Raw genomic sequence first — 23,908 nt, 5'->3', positions numbered from 1 at the left:
ATGCTCAGAATAGGCATTATCGGTACGGGGGCGGTTGCGTGTTACTTAGCCCATCAATGTAAGCAACAAGGGTATCAGGTTTTTTTATTGTCTTCACGCGGTACAAGACATCAGGCCCACCCGATCAGCCAAATACAGTTGTTCGATGAGACAAAACCGGAATATGCAGCGAGTGAAGATCTCGGTAGCGTTGCTATTGATGGGCATCTTACCGACTACAGTGCTTTTTTAGCGAAAGAGTTCGATCAACTGTATGTGTGCAGTAAAACGGTTTCCAATCCCCATATTTGTCAGCAATTGTTCCGCCATAAACACTGTCTTAAAGGCCCGTTGATTTTATTTCAGAACGGGTTTGCTACTGAACGGCCATTCATTGATGAAGCTCTGGATATCACAATTATTCGTGGGGTGCTCAATTTCTCAGTGACTCAGCATGGGAAACAAAAACTGAAATTGAGGTTCCTGAAAACCAGTTATCTTGGCGTTCCTGCGCAGATCAAAAGAAGCAAAGAACGATCAGAAACGGACATTTTAGCGGTGTTGGGTTTACTCAACCGAGTTGGTATTCCCTTCGAAGGTTGTGCAGATATAGAACATAAAGCCTTTGCTAAAAACACATTGAATGCGGCGGCCTCCGTATGTGGGTTAGTCCGTTCAGGCGTGGAAACGGCAATGCGTAACAGTAGTTCCCGAACCGTGATCCAAGCGATTGTTGATGAATGTACGGCTATTGGTGAGAAAGCCGGGTATGTCGGAGATAGTGAAAGTTTCCGTCGTCAGTCGATGGGATATTTGATGTCGATTCCTGATTTTAAATCCTCTTTGGTACTGGATGTGCTGCATGGCAAAGAAACAGAGGCTGAAACCTTGCTCGCTTCTTTTATTAATCTCAGTCAACGGATGGGTATTGCAGTGCCAAATCTGGATTTCGTTTATCGCTATTTCGATTTTTACAATACCTATATCACTCAGTCGTACGTAACCCAATCTTATACATTCACAGATATGACTCTGGTTGAAGGAGATGCCTAATGAGCGGTACTACAGTAAGGTCGCTTAACGGTGGTGAAGGTGTGCTGGATAACGTATTTTCTCCTTATGCTGATTATTTTATCGACATGCTTAGTCAGCGTAATTCTTTTATTGCAACGCAACCCGTTGGGATCTATGAAAGTCAGGTTAAACATTACATTTGTCAGGATTATTTTAAGGAAGAACAGCAAACGCTGTGGAAAAAGATCCCACAGTTTATAACGCCCGTTCAGTCACTGGAAAATATCGGGGATTTTATTACGGTTGATCATCAGGGCCGTGTTCCTATGATCGTGAGCAAAGTAGACAGTGATCGTTGTGCTGTATTTGCAAACGTGTGTCCACATCGGGGAGCAAGGCTGGAAAACCAGCCGGAAGGATGCAAAAAAGCCTTTGTTTGCCCTTATCATGGTTGGTCATTCAGCCATCAGGGGCATTTAATTGCGGCGCGTTGGCGGGAGGCCTTCCCCGAAATACCAGACCAATACCGTTCACTGAATGCAATTAGTACTCAACAAAGATTCGGTATGTTGTGGCAAATGCCGAGCGATCCTCAACCTGATTTTTCGCTGGATAACTGGTTCGCTGCCATTGAAGATCAAATGACCGCGATCGGTTTTGAGCAGCATCAACTGCTGAATTCCCGCCAAAGAATGGTGCAGGCTAACTGGAAATTGCTGATCGAAAACTTTATCGAATATTATCACGTTCAGTCTTTGCACCGGAACAGTCTGGCACCCACATTGAATGGTCAATTGTACTCGCTGGATTCTTTTGCCCAGCACGGTCGTATCCTGACCCCACTGAAAAATCTGGCTCAGGTTCGCCAGCAAACACCTCATAAGATACGCCGGGAAATGGTTGCGACTTATTTACTGTTCCCTAACGTGATTATCGGGGTACAGCCTTATCATGTGTTTGTCTCTTTTTACCATCCTGTATCGGCTAACCAAACGTGGTCGGAGACTTTTAACTTTATTCATCAATCAGATGAAGAGATTAAGGAAGTATGCCAGCTGGATGTGGAGTATTTGGCGGAAGCGTTGGAAGAGGATTATGAGGCCATTGAGCAAGTACAGAAGAATCTGGAAGTCTCCCATGCTCCAAGCCTGTTATATGGTGAGGCTGAGTCTCTCATCAGCCAGTTGCACCGCAACTTAGCGGCGATTCTGCATCCCAATGGTAGGAAGGAAAGTCAGGTATGAATAACATGAAAGACCAGATGCATACTGATATTGAGATGGAACGTACCTTTGAAATTGATGAGATACGGGCATCTGCCGGTCAGCAAGACTTATGGCTGGCGGAGCAGTTGACCGAAAAACAGCTCTACATTGTGCCGGTCACCTACGAGTTGCTCGGAACGTTGGATCAGGTGAGGTTATTGGATGCCATTGCTCAGACGATCCAAAACAGTGAAGCTTTCCGTACGGCATTTGTCGAAACGGAACAAGGACTGATGCAGCATATTTACCCTGCGGTTGAATTGCCGGTGACTGTTGTGGATTTGTCCGGGAAAAATGAGATCCCGGATGATGATCAGCAGTCACAATTACAACGGGCACTGGCTTATTGTCAGAAAAACTTGGAAACGCCATTTACATTGAGCCAGCCCGGTTTAGCCCGCTTTCTGTTGATCAAATTAGGAGAGCAACGGCATATTCTGCATTTTTGCCTCCATCACCTGATTTGTGACAATGATTCTGTCGCCTTAATTCTGAATAATATTGCGGCTGCATATGCAGGAGAACGGTTATTCAGCGATGACACAGAAGCCGATATTCTCGAGTACGCTGATTTTGCAGCTTGGCAAAACGAGTTACTGGGTGGTGACTATTTGGGCGGTGATGAAGCTTACTGGCTGAATGAATTATCTGGAGTCGATGGCCGATTGGCGTTTTCTATCGGTAATCCCATTCCTTCAAAGAGTGAGCAAGGGGGGATGGTTCGATGTTTGCTGGAATCTCACTTAGCTGACACCTTCAATCACTGTGCTTCTGGTTTGGGTATTTCACCGGCGCTTGCTTACTTTACTGTATACGCTGCGCTGTTATACCGATTGACGGGACAACAAACGATTGTGTTCGGTGTTCCCACATCTTTGCGGGATGATGCACGACTCGAAAAAACAATAGGTTACTTTATCAATGTGTTACCCATTAAAGTGACTTTTCATCCGAAAATCAGCTTTGCCGATATTGCCACTCAACTGAGCAACCAGCTTTATACGGGTATGCAGCATCAGCAATTACCTTACAGCTCGATTGTGCGTAGTGTCAGCCATGTGCAGCAGACTGCACAGACGCCGTTATTCAATGTGATGTACAACTATTTTGTCGGTCAGACAGATTGGACGTTACCCGGTATGCGTGCTTATCAACATGAATTAACGCCAGTCGGGGGGAAATTCCCATTGACGTTGTTTGTGGTGAATCACATTGATACCGTAGAACTATGTTTTGAATATCAATATAACCATGTTACGACAGACTATTCTGACGTATTAATCAACAGCTATCAGCGGTTGTGTACCGCGATGACACTCAATGCCGATCAAGAAGTATTGGCTCACTCTTTGTTGAGCGAGGATGCTTATCAACGTCAGGTGCTGGCATTCAACCAGACCGATACTCTCTTTCAGGAAGACTTCTGCCAACATTTCTTCCGCCGATTAAGCACAGAACCGGAGTTAACAGCCGTTGAATATTTAGTTGGTTCACACTACGAAAGCATAAGTTATGAAAAATTATACTCTCTGAGCCAGAAAGTCGCCGATGAGTTACGCCGGCATATTATTTCTGAAGTGGAACAGCAGGCCCGGGTCGTGATTTTCTCCGGCGCCACCCCTTTGGCTCTGGCAACGATTATTGCCTGTTTGACGGAAGGCATTGTTTGGATACCTGTCGATAGCCATTTACCTCTTAATCGCTTACTGATGATTATTGAAGATGCTTGCCCTGATGCTGTTTTGATTGAGGGAAATGGCGTAGAGGATAAAAATGCGTCTTTAGTTGCTGAGATATCGCGTTTTAATACTCCGGTTATTGAACTGACGCGGGAATGGGAAACGGCGAGCAGAGACAACCGAAGCTTTGGCGCTTTAGTCCCTCAATGGGAACGAATTCCCCAGAATGACAGCCTTTGCTACATGATTTATACCTCCGGTACGACAGGCAAACCAAAAGGTGTTGAAGTTTATCGCAAAGGGCTGAATAACTATCTCAACTGGGCAGCCCAAACTTATATGCCGACAAAAGCCGATGATTTAGGTGGATTGGGTGTTCCCGTAACAACGTCCTTCGGCTTTGATGCCACCATCACCAGTTTGCTCTTGCCATTAATGGCACGAGGACACGTCATGCTGTTCTCCTCACCAGCCAGTCAGGATAGTCAGGATGGGCCATTACTGCGCCTATTAGAACTGAATAAGCCACTGGGATTAATGAAAACAACACCTTCACAGCTGGAACATCTGGCGCTCAGTCTGGGGCAGAAACAGACATCGCTGGACGTTAAAGTGATCGTCGTTGGTGGCGAGCAAATGAGTCGTACCCATCTGGAGTATCTCAGCGCTATTGCACCTGAAAGTGTGTGTTTTAATGAGTATGGCCCGACAGAAACGGTTGTAGGTTGTTGTGTTGAGCGATTGAATATCGAGTCAGATCCCCAAAGGAGGCAGGGTGTGTTACCCATCGGTTCTCCTATTGCTAATACACAGATGTATGTTCTCAATGAACAGGGCTGCCATCAACCAGCCGGAGTCGTCGGTGAGTTATTCATCGGTGGTGCAGGGGTGGCAAAAGGGTATTGGCAGCGTCCCGATTTAACAGCGGCTGCGTTTGTTGAAGATACTTTCTCCCGTATTAACGGCGCACGGCTTTATAAAACCGGTGATCTGGGTTGTTTTACGCTGGATAACACGCTGTTGTGTCTGGGGCGGAAGGATAAGCAGATCAAACTCCGTGGTTATCGTATCGAGCCGGAAGAGATTGAATCGTGGATTAAGCAAGTGCCGGATATTGATAAAGCTGTCGTCGTCGTTGAAAAACAGCCCTATGAGCGGCTCTGTGGTTATCTGGTACCAACTTCCGGGGTCACGGAGAATTCTCATCAACTTATTGATCTGGTCAAACAGCACCTGCAAGGCCAATTGCCGGACTATATGATCCCAACACAATGGCGGGTGATCGAGGCTATCCCTTATACCATTAACAATAAGATTGATACCGCCGCTTTATTGATGTTAGGGCAAAACCAATATTCTCCACTGGCAGAAGAACATGTGGAGTGTGAATTTGGCTCTGATATTGCCAGACAGCTCTGTTCCCATTTCAGTGAGGCACTCAATCGCAGCACTGTTTCGCCAGAGGACAATTTTTTTGAGTTGGGAGGGGATTCTCTGATGGCTGTACGCCTACTGGCAAAAATTAATACCCATTTCAGCATTGAGCTAAAACTTAAAGCCTTTTATCAGCGTCCGTCTCTGACAAATTTGATTGCGTTAGCGGAGGAACAGCTACGCCATCGCAATACGCAATCAATAGGTCATTTTGCAAAAACAGGAGTGTCGTTTGGAGCGTAATAAGTTGTTTCTTATACCGAAGCCGATTGATAGCCCGAGGCTGAGAATATTCTGTTTTCCCTATGCGGGAGGATCCGCTAAGACATACCATGATTGGGCTGAATATTTTACGGATGACATTGAAGTGGTTGCTATCCAGCCGCCGGGTAGAACAACCCGGCTTGATGAAACGCCATATGAAGATTTGCACTCACTGATCGATGAGTTAATGGTTCATGCGGAATTTATTACGGCGGTTCCGTATGCTTTTATCGGGCACAGTCTGGGCTGCCGGGTAGCATTTGAACTTGCCTGTAAACTTCAATCCTGTGGCTATCCGGTTCCTGTGCATTTTTTTGCATCAGGCTGTACAGCCCCGCATTTAAGGTATGATTACCCCATCACTCACGACTTACCATACGATGAGTTTATCCATGAGTTACGGGAAATGAATGGTGTGACGGATGAAGTCCTGTCACACAGGGAGCTGATGGATTTCTTGCTGCCACTTTTGAGGGCTGATTTTAAAATGGCCGAAACTTATCAGGCACAACGGTGCCTGCTGAAAAGCCCGATAACCGTTTTAAGCGGAGATGCTGACCCGGATATTAAACCAATTGAACTCTATGCATGGTCAGAATTATCCAGTGAAGGTTTAATTGTACAATCTGTTCCGGGCGGTCATTTTTTTATCGATCAGAATAAAGAGAAGGTGATTGAGGTTGTGTCAGCGTTATTGGTTAAAGAACCCGTATGATTCGGGTTCTTTAACCAAAGGATTGTTTGTCATTAGCGGAAATATACACTTCGTCTTTCAAGTTGCCTCTTTGTTGGCTGTGCTCGCTCACCTCAGTCACATAGTCAGCTATGCTCCTGAGGATTCTCTCCCTTGCCGCCGTGATGCATCTTGAAATCCATTGTGTATATAAAGCGTCAGCATGAAAAACCCGCTTAATGTGCTCCGTCACTCCCTTGTTTTACCGCGCTAAAAGGGGGTTTCGCCATCCAGATAAGGAATATCAGGATCAGGAATATACCTGCTGAAATCCAAAAAATTTCATTAGCTGAATTGATCAACCCCTGATGAGTGATCTCTTTTGCCAGATAGGCGGCAATTTGCTGATCATTCATTCCCAATTGTGAAAGTTGCTGATGAACCTGCTGATAGTTGGGGTTATACGGGGTGATCTGCTCGGTAAAGTTTGAATGATGCATTGATTCACGTTGTGTCCACAATGTGGTTGTAATCGATGTACCAATTGAGCCTGATAGTGTGCGGGTAAAGTTCGACAGGCTGGAAGCAGATGCCATGCGCTCCGGCCCTAAGCCCGCCAGAGTAATGGTTGTCAGTGGCATGAAGAAGCAGGCCATCGCAAGCCCCTGTAAGAATTGAGGCCATGCCGCTGCGGCAAAATCCATGCCCGGTTCGAATGTGTAAGCCCGCCAGTAAAAACAGATAGAATAAACAATAAAGCTGAATGTGACGAGGATACGCATGTCAACTTTATGGCCATATTTACCGAAAAGGGGCGACAGTAACAGAGGGAGTAACCCTACCGGAGCGGCTGCAAAACCGGCCCATGTTGCGGTATAGCCAAACACTTCCTGTAGTAGCTGCGGTAGTAGAACGATGCTGCCGAAGTACAACATAAAGGCGAGGCTGATACACAGTGTTCCGATAGTAAAATTACGTTCTCGGAACAATGAAAGGTCGATAATGGGATTATCGTCGGTTAATTCCCATATGATCAAAAGTGATAATGAAATAACGGCAATAGTTGCCAGAATAATAATTTCAGTCGAGTTAAACCAATCCAGCTCCTTACCCTTATCAAGCATGATTTGTAGGCAGCCGATACCCGCGATGAGCAAAATTAATCCAACGGTATCAATCGGTTTGATTTCTGTTTTGGTTTCCCGGCCTCGCAGGAGTTTCATGGTGGTAAAGATAATACCGATACCAAGAGGGACATTGATAAAGAAAATCCAGCCCCAGTGGTAGTTATCACTGATATAACCGCCCAATATCGGGCCACAAATGGGAGCAACCACCACCATGACAGACCAGAGTGCCAGCGCCATATTCCGTTTGGCTGGTGGGTAGTTATTCAATAACAGGCTTTGGCAAAGCGGAAGCACTGGGCCTGCGACTAACCCTTGAATAATACGACAAGCGATTAACATCTCAAGGCTGCCGGAGATCCCACACAGCCATGAAGAGAAGGTAAACAGTGCCGTAGACCAGATGAACAGCCTGACTTCACCAATGCGTTTTGCCAGCCAGCCGGTAATCGGGATGGATATGGCGTTTGCAACACCAAACGAGGTGATAACCCATGTTCCCTGAGAGTTTGATGCACCTAAATTCCCCGCAATGGTTGGTATGGCAACATTGGCAATGGTTGAATCCAAGACCAGCATAAAAGTAGCCATTGCGAGAGAAATGGTCAGTAACGCCAGTTTTGTGCCTGTAAGTGGTGCTCGTGTTACCATGGCTCCCCCTTATAATTAATTCTTTAAGTTACTATTAATGATGTCAGTAACTATTTTGTTTGCAGGAGACATGTCTATCGCCAACGCATTTGTGTGATAGGCCGGTTTAATGCGCTCAGTGGTGGATAAGGCAATTCCGTTGGTATCCGCTGTATCAACGGTGGTTTTTGTTGACAGTCCAATACGAAGAGGGTGTTTTATCAGGTTTTCTGAGTCAATTTCAATGCGGACAGGCAGGCGCTGGACAACTTTGATCCAGTTTCCACTGGCATTTTGAGCAGGTAGCAGAGAAAACGCGCTGCCTGTTCCCATATCAAGGCCGACAACTTTTCCTTTATAGACGATCTTATCACCGTAAAAATCACTGACGATTTTTGCTGGTTGACCAATCCGCATATTGACGAGCTGTGTTTCTTTGAAGTTAGCTTCAACCCACATGCCGGTGGCGGGTACGATAGCCATTAAAGGCGTCCCTGTATTGATGCGGGAGCCTATCTGTACATTGCGGCGGGAAACATACCCGTCTACCGGGCTGACAATTTTGGTTCTCTGTAAACTCAGCCAAGCATCACGGACATCCGAGGCTGCTTTTTCCACTGCGGGCTGTTTTTCCAGCGGTGTATGCAAAATAACAGCCTGAATACTATTGTACTGCTCAATTGCGACATTCAAATCAGCCTGAGCAAGCGCTACACTTTCATAAGCATGTTGTAGCTCTTCTTTACCAATCGCTTCCCGGCTCCCCAGTATTTTCCTGCGGTCAAAATCATTCTGTGCTTTTCTGAGGGCAATTTTTTTCTGTGCAATGACTGCCTGATATCTTTCGCTATCAACTATCTGCTGCTGAGTATTCCGAACTGCCATGGCAAGCCCATTCTGTGCTTTTTCTAGTGCAAGCTCTGCATCTTTAGGATCGAGCTGAACAAGAACACTACCACTTTTCACAAAGTCAGTATTATCAAAATAGACGGTGGTGACACTGCCATTCACCTGAGACATGATCTGAATCTGATTGCCTGTTACATAGGCGTTATCCGTTTCTTGCTGGTGGCGCGAGAAGAGATACCAGTAAATGGCGTAAATCACTCCGATGATGAAAAATAGTAAAGAAATTAAAATCAATGCATTGCTACGAGAGCGTTTGTTGTTTTTCACATTTTTTTGAGGATGACTCGAAGTTGGTGGTACTGGATTTCCCTCACTAGAACTCATAGTGAATCTCCGTAATTTTTGTTTAGGTTGCTGCGCATATGAATACCATAAAAATCATTCAATTCCAGTAGTGTAGATGACACTACTGGAAAAGATAGACTTATGGGATTGATTATTATCAGAGGATAATAGTTAGCCATATGAAGTATCAAATGATACCGGCTAGCGGAAAAGTTTTTTTAGGTCATATTGCCATTATGCGATTTTTTGACTCAGTACTGTTCAGGGAGAAACAATCACTTTTTCAAACAATCCCCAATATTATCCAACTGTGTCAGCAATTTTCTCATCAAATTCTCTAATTGTTTCTGTTCCTCCAGATCAAGGGCAGACCAAAGTTTAACCAAGCACTCATGCTGAGGCGGGAGTAAACTATTCAAAAAAATTGTACCTTTTTCTGTCAGATGAAGGTGGAGACAACGGCGGTCGTTGTGGCTCTCCTTTCTTTCTATCCAGCCTTGCTTCTCTAATTCATCAGCAATTCGAGTTGCGTTTGTACGAGAAGAACCCAACGCTGCACTAAGTTCTGATGGCTGAATGCTGCGACTTTCTTTGGTATCCAGGATCATCAGTGCCATAAACAAGGTTTCGTTGATTCCTTGAGCTCTCAGCATGTTATTTCTATTTTCCAGCATCTTACTCTGGACATGCATCGATAAGCGAGTCAGTAATATCTCTTGATAGGGCAAACTTTTGTTCAACTCTTTTTGCTGTGCAACACGGCAATTAAGCAACTCTTCTGTGGGAGTGAATGAACTTTCCATTGTTTAGATACCTTATTAGTTTCAACCGGTAAAGTAACTTCTGTTAAAAACCATACAAATACTATATTAAAAGTTAAATTTAGCAATTATAGTTATTTATTATCATCATATTTCTTTTAATATTGATACCTAATTCATAAATACTTTGAATGTTAACCCAAAAATGGCTGCTCCAGACAGTGTAGATATGATAATGCTACGTGTTTTATAGAAGCATATACCGATAGCCAGACAGCCTAACAGTGTAGGAAAAAACTTATGATGTACCCGCATCACTTCAGGAATTCCTGCAACGATGAGAAGCGAACAAATTGATGCCACTCCAATACTGTCCAATATGATCCCTATGTTTCCCATTTTTGCTCCGGGAGAACGATTCGAGCCAAAGCACAGCGGCAGATAGCGGAATAAAAAGTTGGCTATTCCTACAACCATTCCAATTATGAATATTTTATGATCAATCATGAGATGCTTTTCCCCCCAATGGAGTTAGGTGAGCCTGTACAAGGGCACCTAAGCAGCCACCAATAATTCCTGCCAAGATGGCAACCGGGATAGAAAAAAATATGACACCTATTAGTGCGCCTGTCAGGGAAGCAATAACACAATAATTATTTTGTTTTTTGAAGGAAGAGAGCAAAAAACTTAAAAACAGGGCTGGCAACATAAACGTCATTGCTGCTTCAACAGCGGGGTATGATTCGAGATAACCATTTCCCAGCAATGCACCGGCTACTGTGCCCAATACCCATGAAAGCCAGGAACACATAGCAATGGCGACCATCCAGTTTTCGCTCCAGCTGCGCTGATCTTTTATTAATTTTGTTGTAGCAGCGGCGAAAACTTCATCGGTTAACCCGAATGCCCAAATAACCGTTTTCTTTTGGGATAACTTTTGTGTGAGCCGATAGCGTAAAGCCGGGCCATACAGAATGTGGCGGATATCCATCGCCATAACCGTCAGAGCGGCAACCCATAATGATGTACCCGCACTGAGTAATGCGGTGATAACAAACTGACTTGCACCTGCGTAGATGACACACGAAAAAAATATGGCTTCGAGAGGGGAAAAACCCAGTTTGACTGCACTTAGACCGAAAGCGAAAGAGATAGGGATATAGCCGATAACAATGGGGAGACTATCAAAAATACCTTCAATGAATGAGGAACTTTTGCCTGTTATAGCGTGGTTATTGATCGGCGTGTCTGAGCTTAAACTATCGGGCACGGGTGTATCAGATATCGACATAGGGTAGTTTATTTTTTTGTTAACAGGTAAAACAACATTAACAAAATATAATAAAAGTGAAAATGTGAAATGTCTAAATTATTTAATAAATATTATTGAGAACAATGATTTTGATCGAAAAAATGGAGTAATCAAGGATATGGGTGTTGATTTGTTAATAAATTTATGTGTCGCTACGAACAAGGGCAGAAGAAGGGGGATTTTGCTGTGTCGATTCCGGCTGCTCTGAAGACGCGTGTATTGAATGTTGTCTGAACAGGATCTCTGTCTGAGTCATATTTTTATGTATCAGAATGAATCTCTTTTTTCCGGTGTTTTTTTATCGGATGCTAAATTTTCTCACCCATGTATATCCCCTGATTATATTTTTTGTCGCATTGAAATAGGGTATGAGTGAAAATTCGTCTGACCGGAAATCATACTGTTTTTATTACGGAGAATCTTCCGTTATTAGTTATCTGAACTTATACAATTACCTTGATTATTGATATTTTTCTGACTTTTGAACAGTTTTATCAGGCGATTATGAAGACATAAATCCTGTTTTTTTTGCAAATGTTCAGATTTATCGTAGTTAAATTAATAGCCTGTTTTTGGGCAATAACGGAATAGGTTATATAGACTCCTGACTTTGGGTTTAATTGTCATGTAATAAATATTTAGCTTTGTGAGAAGGTATATTCTCTTTAATGGCTTAATCTCGATAAATTTTCCAAGCTATATACCGAAGCGCTGAGTTACGTTGACAAATTATTGTTTATTATTGTTAATCAAAAGATAATCTGTTTTGTAGATAACTGTTTGCATTTAAGACTTAATTTGAATCTTTCATTGCAGGCGGCGTGATTTAATAGAAAAAATATTGATGTCATGGCTGGGATGAAAAATAAATCCTCAGGAATTTATCTCTTCTGGGGGAGGACATACGTTGAGATTTATTTGTTATCGCTGCCAGATGAAAAGTGTTTGCGTCTGATTTTCGATGAGTATAACTACCCGGGAACCAATGGTGTTTGCCATAAATTATCACTCTTCTGGTAAAATTCTTTATTGGTCCGGGCACTTATTGAAGAATAAAAAAGAGTATTGATGCATTATACTTTGATACTCTCTTTATGAGAGCGATGCTATATATGGTGTTTTAATTTGTATTTTTTATCAATATATGGTGTTTTTATCTTTTTTGAATGTGTGTTATTAAAAGTAAGGTATTATATCTTATTGGCAATCCTCTGATTTTTATTATCAGTAGGCGGTATGGTTTCTTTATCAAATTGTCAGATGTGTAACTGAATTCATCATTGCAAATTGATGAAGGAGAGCTTTAGGCTAGTATAGAAATAGTGCAGAAATTATTAACAATAAATTAAATGGAGGTAGTTTATGTATCACCATTATCTGAATACTCCAGAAGGTTTTCCTAAACCTTATGTGCACGTCACTGCTAATGATGAAGGCGTTACTAGTATTTATTTTGTTAATGAAAAGAAAGAATTAGAATCTAAAAATGCGATAACTAAGCAGTGTGTAAAAGAGTTACAAGAATATTTTAAAGGAAAGCGAGATTCATTTACGGTTCCTTTAAGTATGCAGGGAACTGAATTTCAGCAGCGGGTTTGGAAACAGCTCTGTAATATCCCATTTGGTGAGATGTGGAGTTACAAACAATTAGCACTAACGTTGGGTTCGGTAAATTATTGCCGTGCCGTTGGTATGGCGAACTCACGTAATCCTATTTCACTGATTGTCCCCTGCCATCGGGTAATTGGCCATGATGGTAAGTTAGTCGGATATACGGGGGGGCTGAATATTAAGGAATGGCTGCTGGAGCACGAGAAGAAAAAGAAGGTAAAAAAGTAAACAAAACTAAAATGAAATGCCAATTGATTTGTGAAATGGCGATTGGCGTATAAAATAAATCAATGAAATTAAACAAAACGTGCCTTTTGGGCGTTTTGTTATATATTTCGTGATCTAGGTTGCAGACAGTAAGCTATATTATTTGTTGTACTGTATGTAGCACGGAGTTTGTGTCATTTTTATTAAAGGTAAGTTTGATGTCTAAAATTAAAGGTAACGTTAAGTGGTTTAACGAATCTAAAGGATTTGGTTTTATCACTCCAGAAGATGGTAGCAAAGATGTTTTTGTACACTTTTCCGCCATTCAATCAAATGGTTTCAAGACACTGGCAGAAGGCCAAAAAGTTGAATTTGAAATCACCGAGGGTGCGAAAGGTCCATCTGCTGCAAACGTTGTCGCGATCTAATTTCTAATCCCGTATTTTTAAAACCCGTTATAAAAACGGGTTTTTTTATGTTTTCTGGCACTCGCTACCTCAGAGCTTGTTTATCACAGCAAAGGCGAGCATGGTCATCAATAATGAGCCAATCACATTTGCCAGAATACTGCCCAGTGCCCAACTGATTTTCCCTGCCTGTAATAAATAAACCACTTCAGCAGAAAATGTAGAGAAGGTCGTCAGGCCACCACAGAAGCCTGTTGTTAACAGAAGTTTCCAGATGGGATCGATATGTGTCGCTTTACTGAAATAAGCCAGCCCCAGCCCGATAATAAATGCGCCAACACAGTTAGCCGTCAGAGTCCCAACGGCAATCGGTGCTGAGATATGATTCAGGCGGAGGCTGATAAACCAGCGTAAGACGCTGCCTATGCCACCACCGATAAATACAGCAAGAACAAGGTTCATCAGTAGCGGTATCGCTTATTTGACTTCCATGCCTTTGGCCTGCATGTCTGCATGGTAAGATGAACGAACAAACGGGCCACAGGCTGCGTGGGTAAAGCCCATTTCTAAGGCGGCCTCTTTCATTTCATCAAATTCTGCCGGGCTGACATAACGCTGTACCGGCAAATGATGGCGGCTAGGCTGCAAATACTGCCCCAACGTCAGCATGGTGACACCATGTTTGCGCAAATCACGCATGACTTCCAGAATTTCTTCGTTAGTTTCTCCCAAACCTACCATCAGGCCGGATTTGGTCGGAATATCCGGATGTGCTTCTTTAAATCTTTCCAGTAATTTTAATGACCATTCATAATTAGCGCCCGGACGGATCTGACGATACATACGTGGTACGTTTTCCAGATTGTGGTTAAACACATCAGGCGGTGTTGCGGTCATAATTTCTAGTGCGCGATCCATACGACCACGGAAATCCGGTACCAGAGTTTCAATTTTAATTGATGGATTTTTTTCACGGATCGCAGTGATACAGTCAGCAAAGTGCTGTGCTCCGCCGTCACGTAAGTCATCACGGTCAACGGACGTGATAACAACGTAGCGTAGCCCCATATCCTGAATGGTTTGCGCAAGTTTAATCGGTTCATTAGCATCAGGCGCGTTTGGTCGGCCATGTGCCACATCACAGAACGGGCAGCGGCGGGTACAAATAGCACCCAGGATCATAAAGGTCGCGGTTCCGTGATTAAAACATTCTGCAAGGTTAGGGCAGGAGGCTTCCTCACAGACGGAGTGCAGCCCATTTTTGCGCATTGCAGCTTTGATTCCCTGAATGCGGCTGGAATCCGCAGGAAGTTTGATTTTCATCCACTCAGGTTTACGCAAGAGTGCTTCACGTTCTGTAACCACTGTTTTCACAGGGATTAAAGCCATCTTATCTGCGTCGCGGTATTTGACACCACGTTCCATCTGAATTGGTTTACTCATAATCGTGCTGGTTCCAGTTATATTCTTCAGATTGTAATTTATTGCCTGATGACTATTTTACTGATTCATAAACGAAATTCAGCACCCAGTTCATCGGGGCAATAAGACTATTCAAATTTTTTTGAAAAATGTTAAAAAATTATATCATCTTTCATCGGTGAGTTGGAATCCCAAGATCTGGCAGAATTTTTGTGCCAGAACGGGCTGTACATCTTCAACAGTGATCCCGGTAACGAGGTCACTCAGCTGGGTCATTTGCATACCTGCATATCCACATGGATTAATGCGCAAAAATGGCTGTAAATCCATGGCAATATTTAAGGCCAGCCCATGAAAAGAGCATCCTTTTCGGATACGCAATCCCAATGAACAAATTTTATTACCATTGACATATACCCCCGGAGCATCGGCCCGGGCATAAGATTCAACGCCAAAATGCGCTAACGTTTCAACAACGGTATTTTCAATCGCAGTGACCAGCTGACGAACCCCGAGCTTAGTGCGTTTCAAATCGATCAAAATATACATGACCTGCTGCCCGGGACCATGATAAGTGATTTGCCCACCCCTGTCGGACTGAATAACAGGAATATCACCTGCGGCAATGATATGTTCTGCTTTACCCGCCTGACCTTGTGTAAACACTTTCTCATGCTGGACAAACCAGATTTCATCGGGAGTTTCCGCTGTCCGCTGCTCGGTGAACTGGTGCATGGCTTCAGAAACCGGCTCGTAGGGTTGAATACCCAACTGGCGTAAAATAACGGTGTTATGTTGCAATGGACTGTCATCATCGGTTAACAAAAATTGCCCGCCAGTATAACGCCCTAAAAGGATTCTCACCAGTTCGGCAATGCGCTAATACACGAATAATGTTAATTAGACGAATATATTTAAATTTTATATTATCATAGTTATATATTTTGATGATTTCCCCCTTGTTTTCTGTTTGAGCTAACAGATGGTCAGAAAAAACCAACTTTTGATTGTAGGGCATCTTTGCAGTTCTCTGGTGCTCCTTTACAGCCTCTCAATGTTGCTGCCAACTTTTGTTGCCCTATTTTATAAAGAAAAAAGCGTTTTTGCTTTTTTAGAAACTTTTATAATCGGGTTAATTTTGGGCGGCGTTGGGTGGTATTTCACTCGAAAAACGAAAGTACAACCCAGTACTCAGGACGGATTTCTTATTATCGTCTTGTTCTGGTTGCTCTTTTCGTTGCTGAGTGCCTTGCCTTTCGTACTGGATAAAAGCCTGAGTATCAATCTTGTTGATGCCATGTTTGAAGGTGTATCCGGTATTACAACCACTGGAGCGACGGTACTGAATGATGTTTCTACCTTACCTAAATCCATTCTTTATTATCGTGCCCAGTTGAATTTTATCGGTGGCTTGGGCGTGATTGTTCTTGCCGTGGCAATCTTGCCGCTGCTTGGGATTGGTGGCGTAAAACTTTATCAGTCAGAAATGCCGGGCCCATTTAAAGAGGAGAGATTGACGCCACGTCTGGCTGATAGTGCCAAAAGCCTATGGGTAGTTTATCTGTTATTGGGTGGACTCTGTTCGTTCAGCTTCTGGGCTGCCGGGATGTCTTGGTTTGATGCCATTTGTCATGGGATATCAACCGTTTCTTTGGGGGGATTTTCGACCCGTAATGAAAGTCTTGGCTATTATGACAACTCCCTGATTGAAATGGTGGGCGGTGTTTTCTCAATACTGTCGGCAGTTAACTTCACACTTTATTTTGTCATTCTGACCCGGAGAAGCCTTAAACCGTTACTGAAAAATGCAGAGTTTAAATTTTTCCTGTTGGTACTTTTCATCGTAGTTTGCATTATTTGGCTGGAGTTATACCGTTCCGGCATGTATGGGCTGAAAGACTCGTTTGTGCATGGTTTCTTTATGACCAGTTCAATGATGACAGATAATGGTCTGTCGACGTCCGATTATGCACAGTGGCCACCTCATACGATGCTGATGTTATTAGCTGTCAGTTTCTTTGGTGGTTGTGTTGGTTCCACTTGTGGAGGCATCAAAGCATTACGTTTCCTGATCCTGACAAAACAAAGTTTCAGTGAGATTAATCAACTTATTCACCCGAATGCGATTTCAACCATCAAAGTGGGTCAGGCACCTGTACAGGAAAGGGTGCTGCGTTCGGTCTGGGGTTTTTTCTTCTTATATGTTTTTTGTAGCTGTTTCTTTATTTGGGCGCTAAATCTTCTTGGTTATGATTTAGTGACTTCCTTTGCCACGGTTGCTGCATGTATCAATAACATGGGAGTCGGTTACGGCGATACAGTACAAGGTTTTGGTAACCTTAGTGCAGTAGCAAAATGGATGATGTGTGCTGCTATGTTATTGGGAAGGTTAGAAATTTATCCTATTTTGATCCTGTGTTCGAAAGCGTTCTGGCGTTTTTGAGCGTGAGTGAACAGATAATGGGCGAAATCGGGTAGAAAAGTAGAGTAGACAGAGAAAAGCGCTGGTTTTTTGCCAGCGCTTTGTCGGAATAATCACAGATTAACAAAGTGATGCATTACAGCACGACACGCACCAGTTCCAGTGCGCCTAACTCTTCATACAGAGTTTCAACCTGCTCAATGTGAGTTGCATTGATGGTAATAGAAACAGAGTGATAGTTGCCTTTGCTGCTTGGTTTCACATCTGGGGAGTAATCGCCCGGTGCATGGCGCTGAACCACTTCAACAACATGGTCCACCAGCTCAGGCTGAGCGAGGCCCATCACTTTGTAAGTGAATGAGCAGGGGAACTCAAGCAGTTCATTTAATTTCGTTTTCATGGGCACTCCTGATTTATTCGCCACGGAAAAATAAGGCATTCTACCGTGGCATGACTATTTTCTGACAAGTTATATGAATATGTGGTTTAACTTTAATTTTTCAAGATATCAGCCAAGCCAGTGATGAAACATCAAACGGATATAATCAACCAAACGGCTAAAGAAACCACCTTCTTTCACTTCTTGCATCACGACCAGAGGACGTTGCTCAATCGTTTTACCATCAAGCTGGAAATTGATGGTGCCAACAACCTGATTCTGGGGAAGTGGGGCATGTAACTCATTATTGTTCAGAACATAGCTGGCTTTCAGATCTTTCAGGCGACCACGAGGAATAGTCAGGTAAACATCTTTTTCGACGCCCAGTTGTACTTTATCGCTATCACCAAACCAGACGGGTTCAGAGGCGAATTCTTTACCTGCCTGCAATGGGGAAACCGTTTCAAAGAAACGGAAGCCCCAAGTCAGCAGTTTTTTACTGTCTGTTTCACGGCCTTTGAAGGTCGGGCTGCCCATTACCGTAGCAATCAGACGCATGTTACCTTCCGTGGCGGAAGAGACAAGGTTATAGCCAGCACCGCTGGTATGCCCTGTTTTAATACCATCAACATTCAGGCTCTTATCCCACAGTAAACCGTTACGGTTAGGCTGGCGAATGTTGTTGTAAGTGAATTCTTTTTCTTTATAGATGGCGTATTCATCCGGTACATCGCGGATTAACGCCTGACCAATCAGCGCCATATCATGGGCAGAACTGTATTGACCTGCGGCATCCAGACCATGAACCGTCTGAAAATGGGAATTTTTTAACCCTAAGCTCTGGACATATTTATTCATCAGGCTGACAAACGCATCCTGACTACCTGCCACATAATCCGCCATGGCAACACAGGCATCATTACCTGATTGCAGGTTAATGCCGCGGGAAAGCATGGCAACAGAAACTTGATCGCCGGGTTTTAAAAACATCAGGGAGGAGCCTTTGAAAACAGGGTTTCCTGTTGCCCAGGCATCTTTACCTACTGTAACGATATCATCCGGGCTAATTTTCCCGGATTTAATAGCCTGACCAATCACATAACTGGTCATCATTTTTGTCAGGCTGGCAGGATCGCGACGGATATCTGAATTCTTTTCAGCCAATATTTTTCCTGAATTGTAATCAATCAGAATATAGGCTTCAGCATCGATTTGTGGAACACCGGGGATCATAGTTTTGAAGCTATCTTCGGTGTTGGCGAATGCAGAAGCACTGACTGCCAGAGCAATGCTCAGCGTGGCATTTTTAATAAAACGGGAAGTAACTATGTATTTCATGATTGATTAGATAACATCCGTGAAGAAGCATTGATAAAAGATAAGTCACATCATAACAAATGACGAAAAGAGTGACATTAAACAAAATTGGGACAGAAGGATATTTGCACTTTTTTACTCGATTACGCTGTACTCCATGATTACCTGTATCTTACTTGATTTCTCCCCACTGATAATGGCCTGAATAAAGGCAAATATCAGCGGGGCATCAGCTCATCACGGAGTAGTAATAAAGGAGGATTGTTGCATTTGATCCGTTAATTTCTTTTGGAGCTCTACGGCTTGCTGGCGGGCATTGAAAGGCCCCAGTTGTACGCGGTAAACATGACCAAACTGAATCACTCGTCCGGGTGTATTAAAGCGTTTACTTAACGATTGTTGCCACTCTCTGGCTTTCGCTTCAGTGCTGACAGCGCCAACCTGTACCATATAGCCAGATGTGTTAGCTGATTCTGGTGTGGCAGGAGATGTGGCAACTGATTTTGTTTGTGCCGGAGGCTCCTGCACAGAAGCAGGCTTCTCAGGTTGTGAGGCGCTTTGATTCTCTGTACTGGCAGTATTTGCGGATAGATTCTGTTCTGAGTGAGTTTGCTCAGATAAAACCGGGGCCGTGCCTGTGGCTGAAACTGATGATGGATTCAGTGCAGGCCTGTCAGGTAGTGCATAGCTTTGTTTGATAATGGTTGAACCTTCTGTACCCAAACCTGCTAGTGAGCCATCAGCAGCAACCTGAATGCCATCCAGCTTAACTTTGCTTTGCGGCATTAAATTCAGACGATCGGCAATAGCCCGTGATAATTCGATAATTTTTCCCGGCTGATTGTAAGGGCCACGATCATTAACTCTGACGATTATCATACGCCCATTACTTAAATTGGTGACACGGACATAGCCCGGTATTGGCAGTGTCGGGTGGGCGGCTGTCAGTGCATAGGGTGTATCCCGTTCTCCGATCGCGGTCAATTTACCGGTGGATCCTTCACCAAATACACTGGCATACCCTGTCTGAGTAAATTGGGCCGGATCCTTGACGATGTGGTAATTCACGCCATCTTTTGTGTAATCCTGATTAGCGCTGGGATGATAAGGCTCATAGACAGGCTCTGCACCTAAAACATCACGGGTCGGAATGGGCAGAACGGAGGTGGCATCTTTTTCATTTTTTGTTGTACAACCTGAAATCAGTACAGCCACTATGCCGAGAATAAGCCATTGTTGACGCATGAAATCTCTTCCTCATAGACTTTTGGATAATAACTTGCGATGGGTATGTATCGACATGATTATGCCGAATCCAGCCATTAAGACGATCAATGCCGAGCCTCCGTAGCTGACCAGTGGCAGGGGCACGCCGACCACCGGCAAGATACCGCTAACCATGCCGATGTTAACGAAAACATAAACAAACAATATCAATATTAGCCCCCCAACCATGACACGGCCGAAAGTATTTTGTGCTTTGGCTGCAATAATCAGCCCGCGGATAATGATCAGTAAGTAAAGGGCAAGTAATACGATGACACCCACTAATCCCAGTTCTTCCGCCAGAACCGCAAAAATGAAATCGGTATGACGCTCAGGTAAAAACTCTAATTGTGACTGTGTGCCCTGTAACCAGCCTTTTCCAAATAATCCGCCGGAGCCAATGGCAATCTTTGATTGAATGATATGGTAGCCTTTTCCCAGAGGGTCGCTTTCCGGATCTAATAGCATCATGACTCTGGCCCGTTGATAGTCATGCATCAGAAAGAACCACAATATCGGTAAAAAACAGGCTGCCAATACAACGGCAATCGCGATTAAGCGCCAGTTCATACCAGCCAGAAACAGGATAAACAACCCGGATGCGGCGATCAGGATAGATGTACCTAAGTCAGGTTGTGCCGCGACAAGCAGGGTTGGCAGGAAAATCAGGATTAATGCAATTCCCGTATTTTTCAGGGAAGGGGGGCAAAGATCCCGGTTCATAAAGCGGGCCACCATGAGAGGAACCGCAATTTTGGCAATTTCTGACGGCTGGAAACGTACAATGCCCAGATCCAGCCAGCGTTGTGCCCCTTTACTTATTTGCCCGAAAACATCAACAAGAATAAGCAGGATGACACAGACAATATAAAGGTAAGGTGCCCAACTTTCATATATTCGGGGCGGTACCTGAGCAAGAACTATCATCACAACCAGCCCGATAAGCACTTGCCCGATTTTACGCTCCATCATGCCAGCATCCTGCCCGCTGGCGCTCCACATAATGAAAAGGCTGTAGGCAAGCAGTATCAGAATGCACAATAGCAACGGGGTATCTATATGTATCCTGTTCCAGAAAGGAACTTTTTTCTGCGATTCTGTCATAGCATTACTCATTAACTCGTGTCCCGCTGGCGGGCTTTCCTGCGGGTAGTGATCTGTTTTTATCAGCAGGCTCAGTAGTAGAGGGATCCTTATCATGCTTGATTAGGATATGATCTAAAATCTGGCGTACGATGGTGCCAACACGTGGCCCTGCCCCTCCATTTTCTAAAATAATGGAGATGGCAACAGTTGGATTATCGTAAGGCGCAAAAGCAATCATTAAACTGTGATCCCGCAGATGCTCTGCAAGTTTACTTGCATTGTAGGTTTCATACCTGAACACCTGAGCTGTACCTGTTTTGCCTGCGACTTTATAAGGAGTACCGACGAAAAACCTGCGTGCTGTCCCGTTCGGAGCGTTGACAACACCATACATTCCCTCTTTAGCGACCTCCCAATAGCCGGAATGAATATCTCCGATAGGTTCAATGACAGGAGGCTGGTAAGGGTGTACGCTATTGTTCAGATGCGTCTTCAGCAGGAAGTGGGGTGTTTTCACCTCGCCGTCATTGATTAATATCATCAGGGCTTTCACCATCTGCATCGGCGTAGCGGTCCAGTAACCCTGACCGATACCGACAGATATTGTATCACCTTGATACCAAGGTTTTTTATAGCGTTTTTGTTTCCATTCACGGGTTGGCATATTACCCGCAGTCTCTTCTTTCAGATCAATGCCGGTAAACTGACCGTAACCAAATTTTATCATCCACTCAGAGATTTTATCGATGCCCATATCATAGGCGAGCTGATAGAAAAAGGTATCAGCCGATTCAACAATAGCCTTATGCACATTCAACAGGCCATGCCCATAACGTTTCCAGTCGCGGTAACTCATATTGGAGTTAGGTAGTTGCCACCTGCCAGTATCATGGATAGTTGTATTCTTTGTAATGACACCGCTGCTTAGTGCTGCAACAGCAATAAATGGTTTTACTGTGGAGGCCGGAGGGTATGCGCCTTGTGTTGCACGATTAATCAGCGGGCGGTTAGGGTTATTGAGCAGTGCCTTATAATCCTTACTGGAAATCCCATCAACAAACAGATTGGGGTCATAGCTTGGAGTCGATACCATCGCCAGTACTTCGCCAGTCCGGGGATCGGTAACAACAACGGCTGCCCGGCTGGTTGTCAGGATCTTTTCAATGTAAGTTTGCAGCTCTAAGTCTATTGACAGGTAGATATCTTTACCCGCTTGCGGCGGTTGCTCGTGTAACTGGCGGATAACTTTACCACGGTTATTAACTTCAACTTCTTCATAGCCGGGTTTGCCATGCAGAATGGGTTCGTAATAACGTTCAATACCCAGTTTGCCGATATCATGAGTCGCCGCATAATCCTGTAATATCCCTTCCTGCTCGAGCCGTTCTACATCTTTATCATTAATTTTAGAGACATAGCCGATAACGTGGGTGAGGGCAGAGCCATAAGGATAATAGCGGCGTTGATATCCTTTGATTTCCAGACCGGGGAAACGGTACTGATTGACAGAGAACCGGGCAACCTGTACCTGAGTCAGCGGTGTTTTCAGGGGAATCGGGGTAAAACGACGGGCACGTCGGCGTTCCTTTTGGAAATTTTCGATATCTTCATCAGTTAACCCGACGATAGAACGCAGCTCATTGATTGTCTTATCAAGGTCATCAACTTTTTGTGGCACAATCTCCAATTGGTAAATTGTACGGTTAGCCGCCAGAAGTGTGCCGTTACGGTCATAAATGAGCCCACGGCTCGGCGCAATGGGAACAAGCTTAATACGGTTCCCGTTTGAGCGTGTCTGGTAATCTTCGTGCCGGGTGATCTGGAGATTATAGAGGTTGGCAATCAGAACTCCGGTTAAAAGGATAACGCCAACAAACGCCACGAGTGCGCGGCGTATAAAGAGGGCTGATTCAGCCGTATGATCGCGAAAAGGAGTTCGTTTATTCTTCATCCCATTACCAGAATTCACGGTGATAGATTACCTAATTTATTCCCGATGATAAGGGTGATTAGTTGTGATACTCCATGCCCGGTATAGGCTTTCAGCAACCAAAACCCGTACCAGAGGGTGTGGAAGAGTCAGTGGAGAAAGTGACCAGCTTTGTTCTGCCGCGGCTTTACAGGCAGGAGCTAATCCTTCTGGGCCACCAATCAGTAAACTGACATTTCTTCCGTCCTGTTTCCAACGTTCAAGCTGTTGTGCCAGTTGGGGCGTTTCCCAACGGGAACCGGGGATATCCAGCGTGACAATCCGGTTGCCTTTACTGACAGCCGATAACATCTGTTCGCCTTCTTTTTCCAGAATACGTTTGATATCGGCGTTTTTGCCCCGTTTTCCTGCCGGAATTTCAATCAGTTCGAACGGCATATCTTTGGGAAAACGGTGCAAGTAATCCATGAAGCCGGTCTGTACCCAGTCCGGCATTTTTGTTCCTACAGCGACAAGTTGTAACTTCAAA

At 44.1% G+C, this 23,908-nt stretch carries 21 protein-coding genes; 7 read left to right on the top strand and 14 right to left on the bottom strand.

Annotated features, from left to right (window positions below):
* Genes AAC855_RS08870 through AAC855_RS08855 form a run of 4 tightly spaced genes read left to right on the top strand, consistent with a single transcriptional unit; the run spans position 1 to position 6,350 of the window.
* Positions 1-1,032 carry a ketopantoate reductase family protein gene (locus AAC855_RS08870; RefSeq protein WP_340609213.1) on the top strand — a complete coding sequence of 344 codons (1,032 nt, stop codon included), beginning with the start codon at positions 1-3 and terminating at the stop codon, positions 1,030-1,032.
* The gene (locus AAC855_RS08865; protein WP_340609212.1) at positions 1,032-2,237 is read left to right on the top strand and encodes an aromatic ring-hydroxylating oxygenase subunit alpha; all 1,206 of its coding nucleotides are present in this window, start codon (positions 1,032-1,034) and stop codon (positions 2,235-2,237) included. Before AAC855_RS08870 ends, AAC855_RS08865 begins: the two co-directional genes overlap by 1 nt.
* A complete protein-coding gene (locus AAC855_RS08860; protein ID WP_340609211.1) occupies positions 2,234-5,614 on the top strand; it encodes a non-ribosomal peptide synthetase in 3,381 nt (1,126 codons plus the stop codon). Before AAC855_RS08865 ends, AAC855_RS08860 begins: the two co-directional genes overlap by 4 nt.
* Positions 5,604-6,350: a thioesterase II family protein gene (locus AAC855_RS08855; protein ID WP_340609210.1), complete on the top strand. Its 747-nt coding sequence runs from the start codon at positions 5,604-5,606 to the stop codon at positions 6,348-6,350. The genes AAC855_RS08860 and AAC855_RS08855 overlap by 11 nt, the downstream gene beginning before the upstream one ends.
* A gap of 194 nt (positions 6,351-6,544) precedes the next feature.
* Here the strand turns inward: AAC855_RS08855 and emrB are convergent, their stop codons facing one another.
* The 5 genes from emrB to AAC855_RS08830 all read right to left on the bottom strand — a co-directional run bounded on the left by emrB (position 6,545) and on the right by AAC855_RS08830 (position 11,311).
* A complete protein-coding gene (gene emrB / locus AAC855_RS08850) occupies positions 6,545-8,086 on the bottom strand; it encodes a multidrug efflux MFS transporter permease subunit EmrB (protein ID WP_340609209.1) in 1,542 nt (513 codons plus the stop codon).
* A 15-nt stretch (positions 8,087-8,101) separates the two neighbouring features.
* A complete protein-coding gene (emrA, locus tag AAC855_RS08845; RefSeq protein WP_340609208.1) occupies positions 8,102-9,298 on the bottom strand; it encodes a multidrug efflux MFS transporter periplasmic adaptor subunit EmrA in 1,197 nt (398 codons plus the stop codon).
* A 236-nt stretch (positions 9,299-9,534) separates the two neighbouring features.
* The gene (gene mprA / locus AAC855_RS08840; protein WP_099121678.1) at positions 9,535-10,062 is read right to left on the bottom strand and encodes a transcriptional repressor MprA; all 528 of its coding nucleotides are present in this window, start codon (positions 10,060-10,062) and stop codon (positions 9,535-9,537) included.
* Between the two features lie 129 nt (positions 10,063-10,191).
* A complete protein-coding gene (gene ygaH, locus AAC855_RS08835) occupies positions 10,192-10,527 on the bottom strand; it encodes an L-valine transporter subunit YgaH (protein WP_340609207.1) in 336 nt (111 codons plus the stop codon).
* Positions 10,520-11,311 carry an AzlC family ABC transporter permease gene (locus tag AAC855_RS08830; RefSeq protein ID WP_340609206.1) on the bottom strand — a complete coding sequence of 264 codons (792 nt, stop codon included), beginning with the start codon at positions 11,309-11,311 and terminating at the stop codon, positions 10,520-10,522. The genes ygaH and AAC855_RS08830 overlap by 8 nt, the downstream gene beginning before the upstream one ends.
* 1,383 nt (positions 11,312-12,694) lie before the next feature.
* Here AAC855_RS08830 and AAC855_RS08825 point away from each other — a divergent pair.
* Both AAC855_RS08825 and cspE read left to right on the top strand, forming a co-directional pair.
* Positions 12,695-13,171 carry a methylated-DNA--[protein]-cysteine S-methyltransferase gene (locus AAC855_RS08825; protein ID WP_340609205.1) on the top strand — a complete coding sequence of 159 codons (477 nt, stop codon included), beginning with the start codon at positions 12,695-12,697 and terminating at the stop codon, positions 13,169-13,171.
* Between the two features lie 197 nt (positions 13,172-13,368).
* Positions 13,369-13,578: a transcription antiterminator/RNA stability regulator CspE gene (gene cspE, locus AAC855_RS08820; protein ID WP_045969514.1), complete on the top strand. Its 210-nt coding sequence runs from the start codon at positions 13,369-13,371 to the stop codon at positions 13,576-13,578.
* Positions 13,579-13,647: 69 nt separating this feature from the next.
* Here the strand turns inward: cspE and crcB are convergent, their stop codons facing one another.
* From crcB to lipB, 3 genes are all read right to left on the bottom strand, one after another.
* The gene (gene crcB, locus AAC855_RS08815; RefSeq protein ID WP_340609241.1) at positions 13,648-14,022 is read right to left on the bottom strand and encodes a fluoride efflux transporter CrcB; all 375 of its coding nucleotides are present in this window, start codon (positions 14,020-14,022) and stop codon (positions 13,648-13,650) included.
* A 12-nt stretch (positions 14,023-14,034) separates the two neighbouring features.
* Positions 14,035-15,000, bottom strand: coding sequence for a lipoyl synthase (lipA, locus tag AAC855_RS08810; RefSeq protein ID WP_340609204.1), 966 nt, complete (start codon positions 14,998-15,000; stop codon positions 14,035-14,037).
* Positions 15,001-15,144: 144 nt separating this feature from the next.
* Positions 15,145-15,780: a lipoyl(octanoyl) transferase LipB gene (gene lipB / locus AAC855_RS08805; RefSeq protein WP_340609240.1), complete on the bottom strand. Its 636-nt coding sequence runs from the start codon at positions 15,778-15,780 to the stop codon at positions 15,145-15,147.
* Between the two features lie 181 nt (positions 15,781-15,961).
* Between lipB and AAC855_RS08800 the strand changes: the two genes are divergently transcribed.
* Complete coding sequence (locus AAC855_RS08800) at positions 15,962-17,422, top strand: TrkH family potassium uptake protein (RefSeq protein WP_340609203.1); 1,461 nt, start codon at positions 15,962-15,964, stop codon at positions 17,420-17,422.
* 115 nt (positions 17,423-17,537) lie between these two features.
* On the opposite strand, the gene ybeD is transcribed toward AAC855_RS08800, so the two are convergent.
* The 6 genes from ybeD to rlmH form a co-directional block, all read right to left on the bottom strand.
* The gene (ybeD, locus tag AAC855_RS08795) at positions 17,538-17,801 is read right to left on the bottom strand and encodes a DUF493 family protein YbeD (RefSeq protein ID WP_086953830.1); all 264 of its coding nucleotides are present in this window, start codon (positions 17,799-17,801) and stop codon (positions 17,538-17,540) included.
* A gap of 108 nt (positions 17,802-17,909) precedes the next feature.
* On the bottom strand, positions 17,910-19,118 hold the full coding sequence (gene dacA, locus AAC855_RS08790; RefSeq protein WP_340609202.1) for a D-alanyl-D-alanine carboxypeptidase DacA: 1,209 nt from the start codon (positions 19,116-19,118) through the stop codon (positions 17,910-17,912).
* A 216-nt stretch (positions 19,119-19,334) separates the two neighbouring features.
* Positions 19,335-20,342, bottom strand: a complete 1,008-nt coding sequence (rlpA, locus tag AAC855_RS08785; protein WP_340609201.1) for an endolytic peptidoglycan transglycosylase RlpA — start codon at positions 20,340-20,342, stop codon at positions 19,335-19,337.
* 12 nt (positions 20,343-20,354) lie between these two features.
* Positions 20,355-21,467, bottom strand: a complete 1,113-nt coding sequence (mrdB, locus tag AAC855_RS08780; protein WP_340609239.1) for a peptidoglycan glycosyltransferase MrdB — start codon at positions 21,465-21,467, stop codon at positions 20,355-20,357.
* A gap of 4 nt (positions 21,468-21,471) precedes the next feature.
* A complete protein-coding gene (gene mrdA / locus AAC855_RS08775) occupies positions 21,472-23,400 on the bottom strand; it encodes a peptidoglycan DD-transpeptidase MrdA (RefSeq protein ID WP_340609200.1) in 1,929 nt (642 codons plus the stop codon).
* A gap of 36 nt (positions 23,401-23,436) precedes the next feature.
* Positions 23,437-23,907, bottom strand: coding sequence for a 23S rRNA (pseudouridine(1915)-N(3))-methyltransferase RlmH (rlmH, locus tag AAC855_RS08770; protein WP_099137604.1), 471 nt, complete (start codon positions 23,905-23,907; stop codon positions 23,437-23,439).
* Position 23,908: the final 1 nt, after the last annotated feature.

This window comes from Xenorhabdus bharatensis, assembly GCF_037996705.1.
Classification (GTDB): domain Bacteria; phylum Pseudomonadota; class Gammaproteobacteria; order Enterobacterales; family Enterobacteriaceae; genus Xenorhabdus; species Xenorhabdus bharatensis.
The sequence above is the reverse complement of the archived record's forward strand: the minus strand, read 5'-3'. Positions and strand labels throughout refer to the sequence as shown.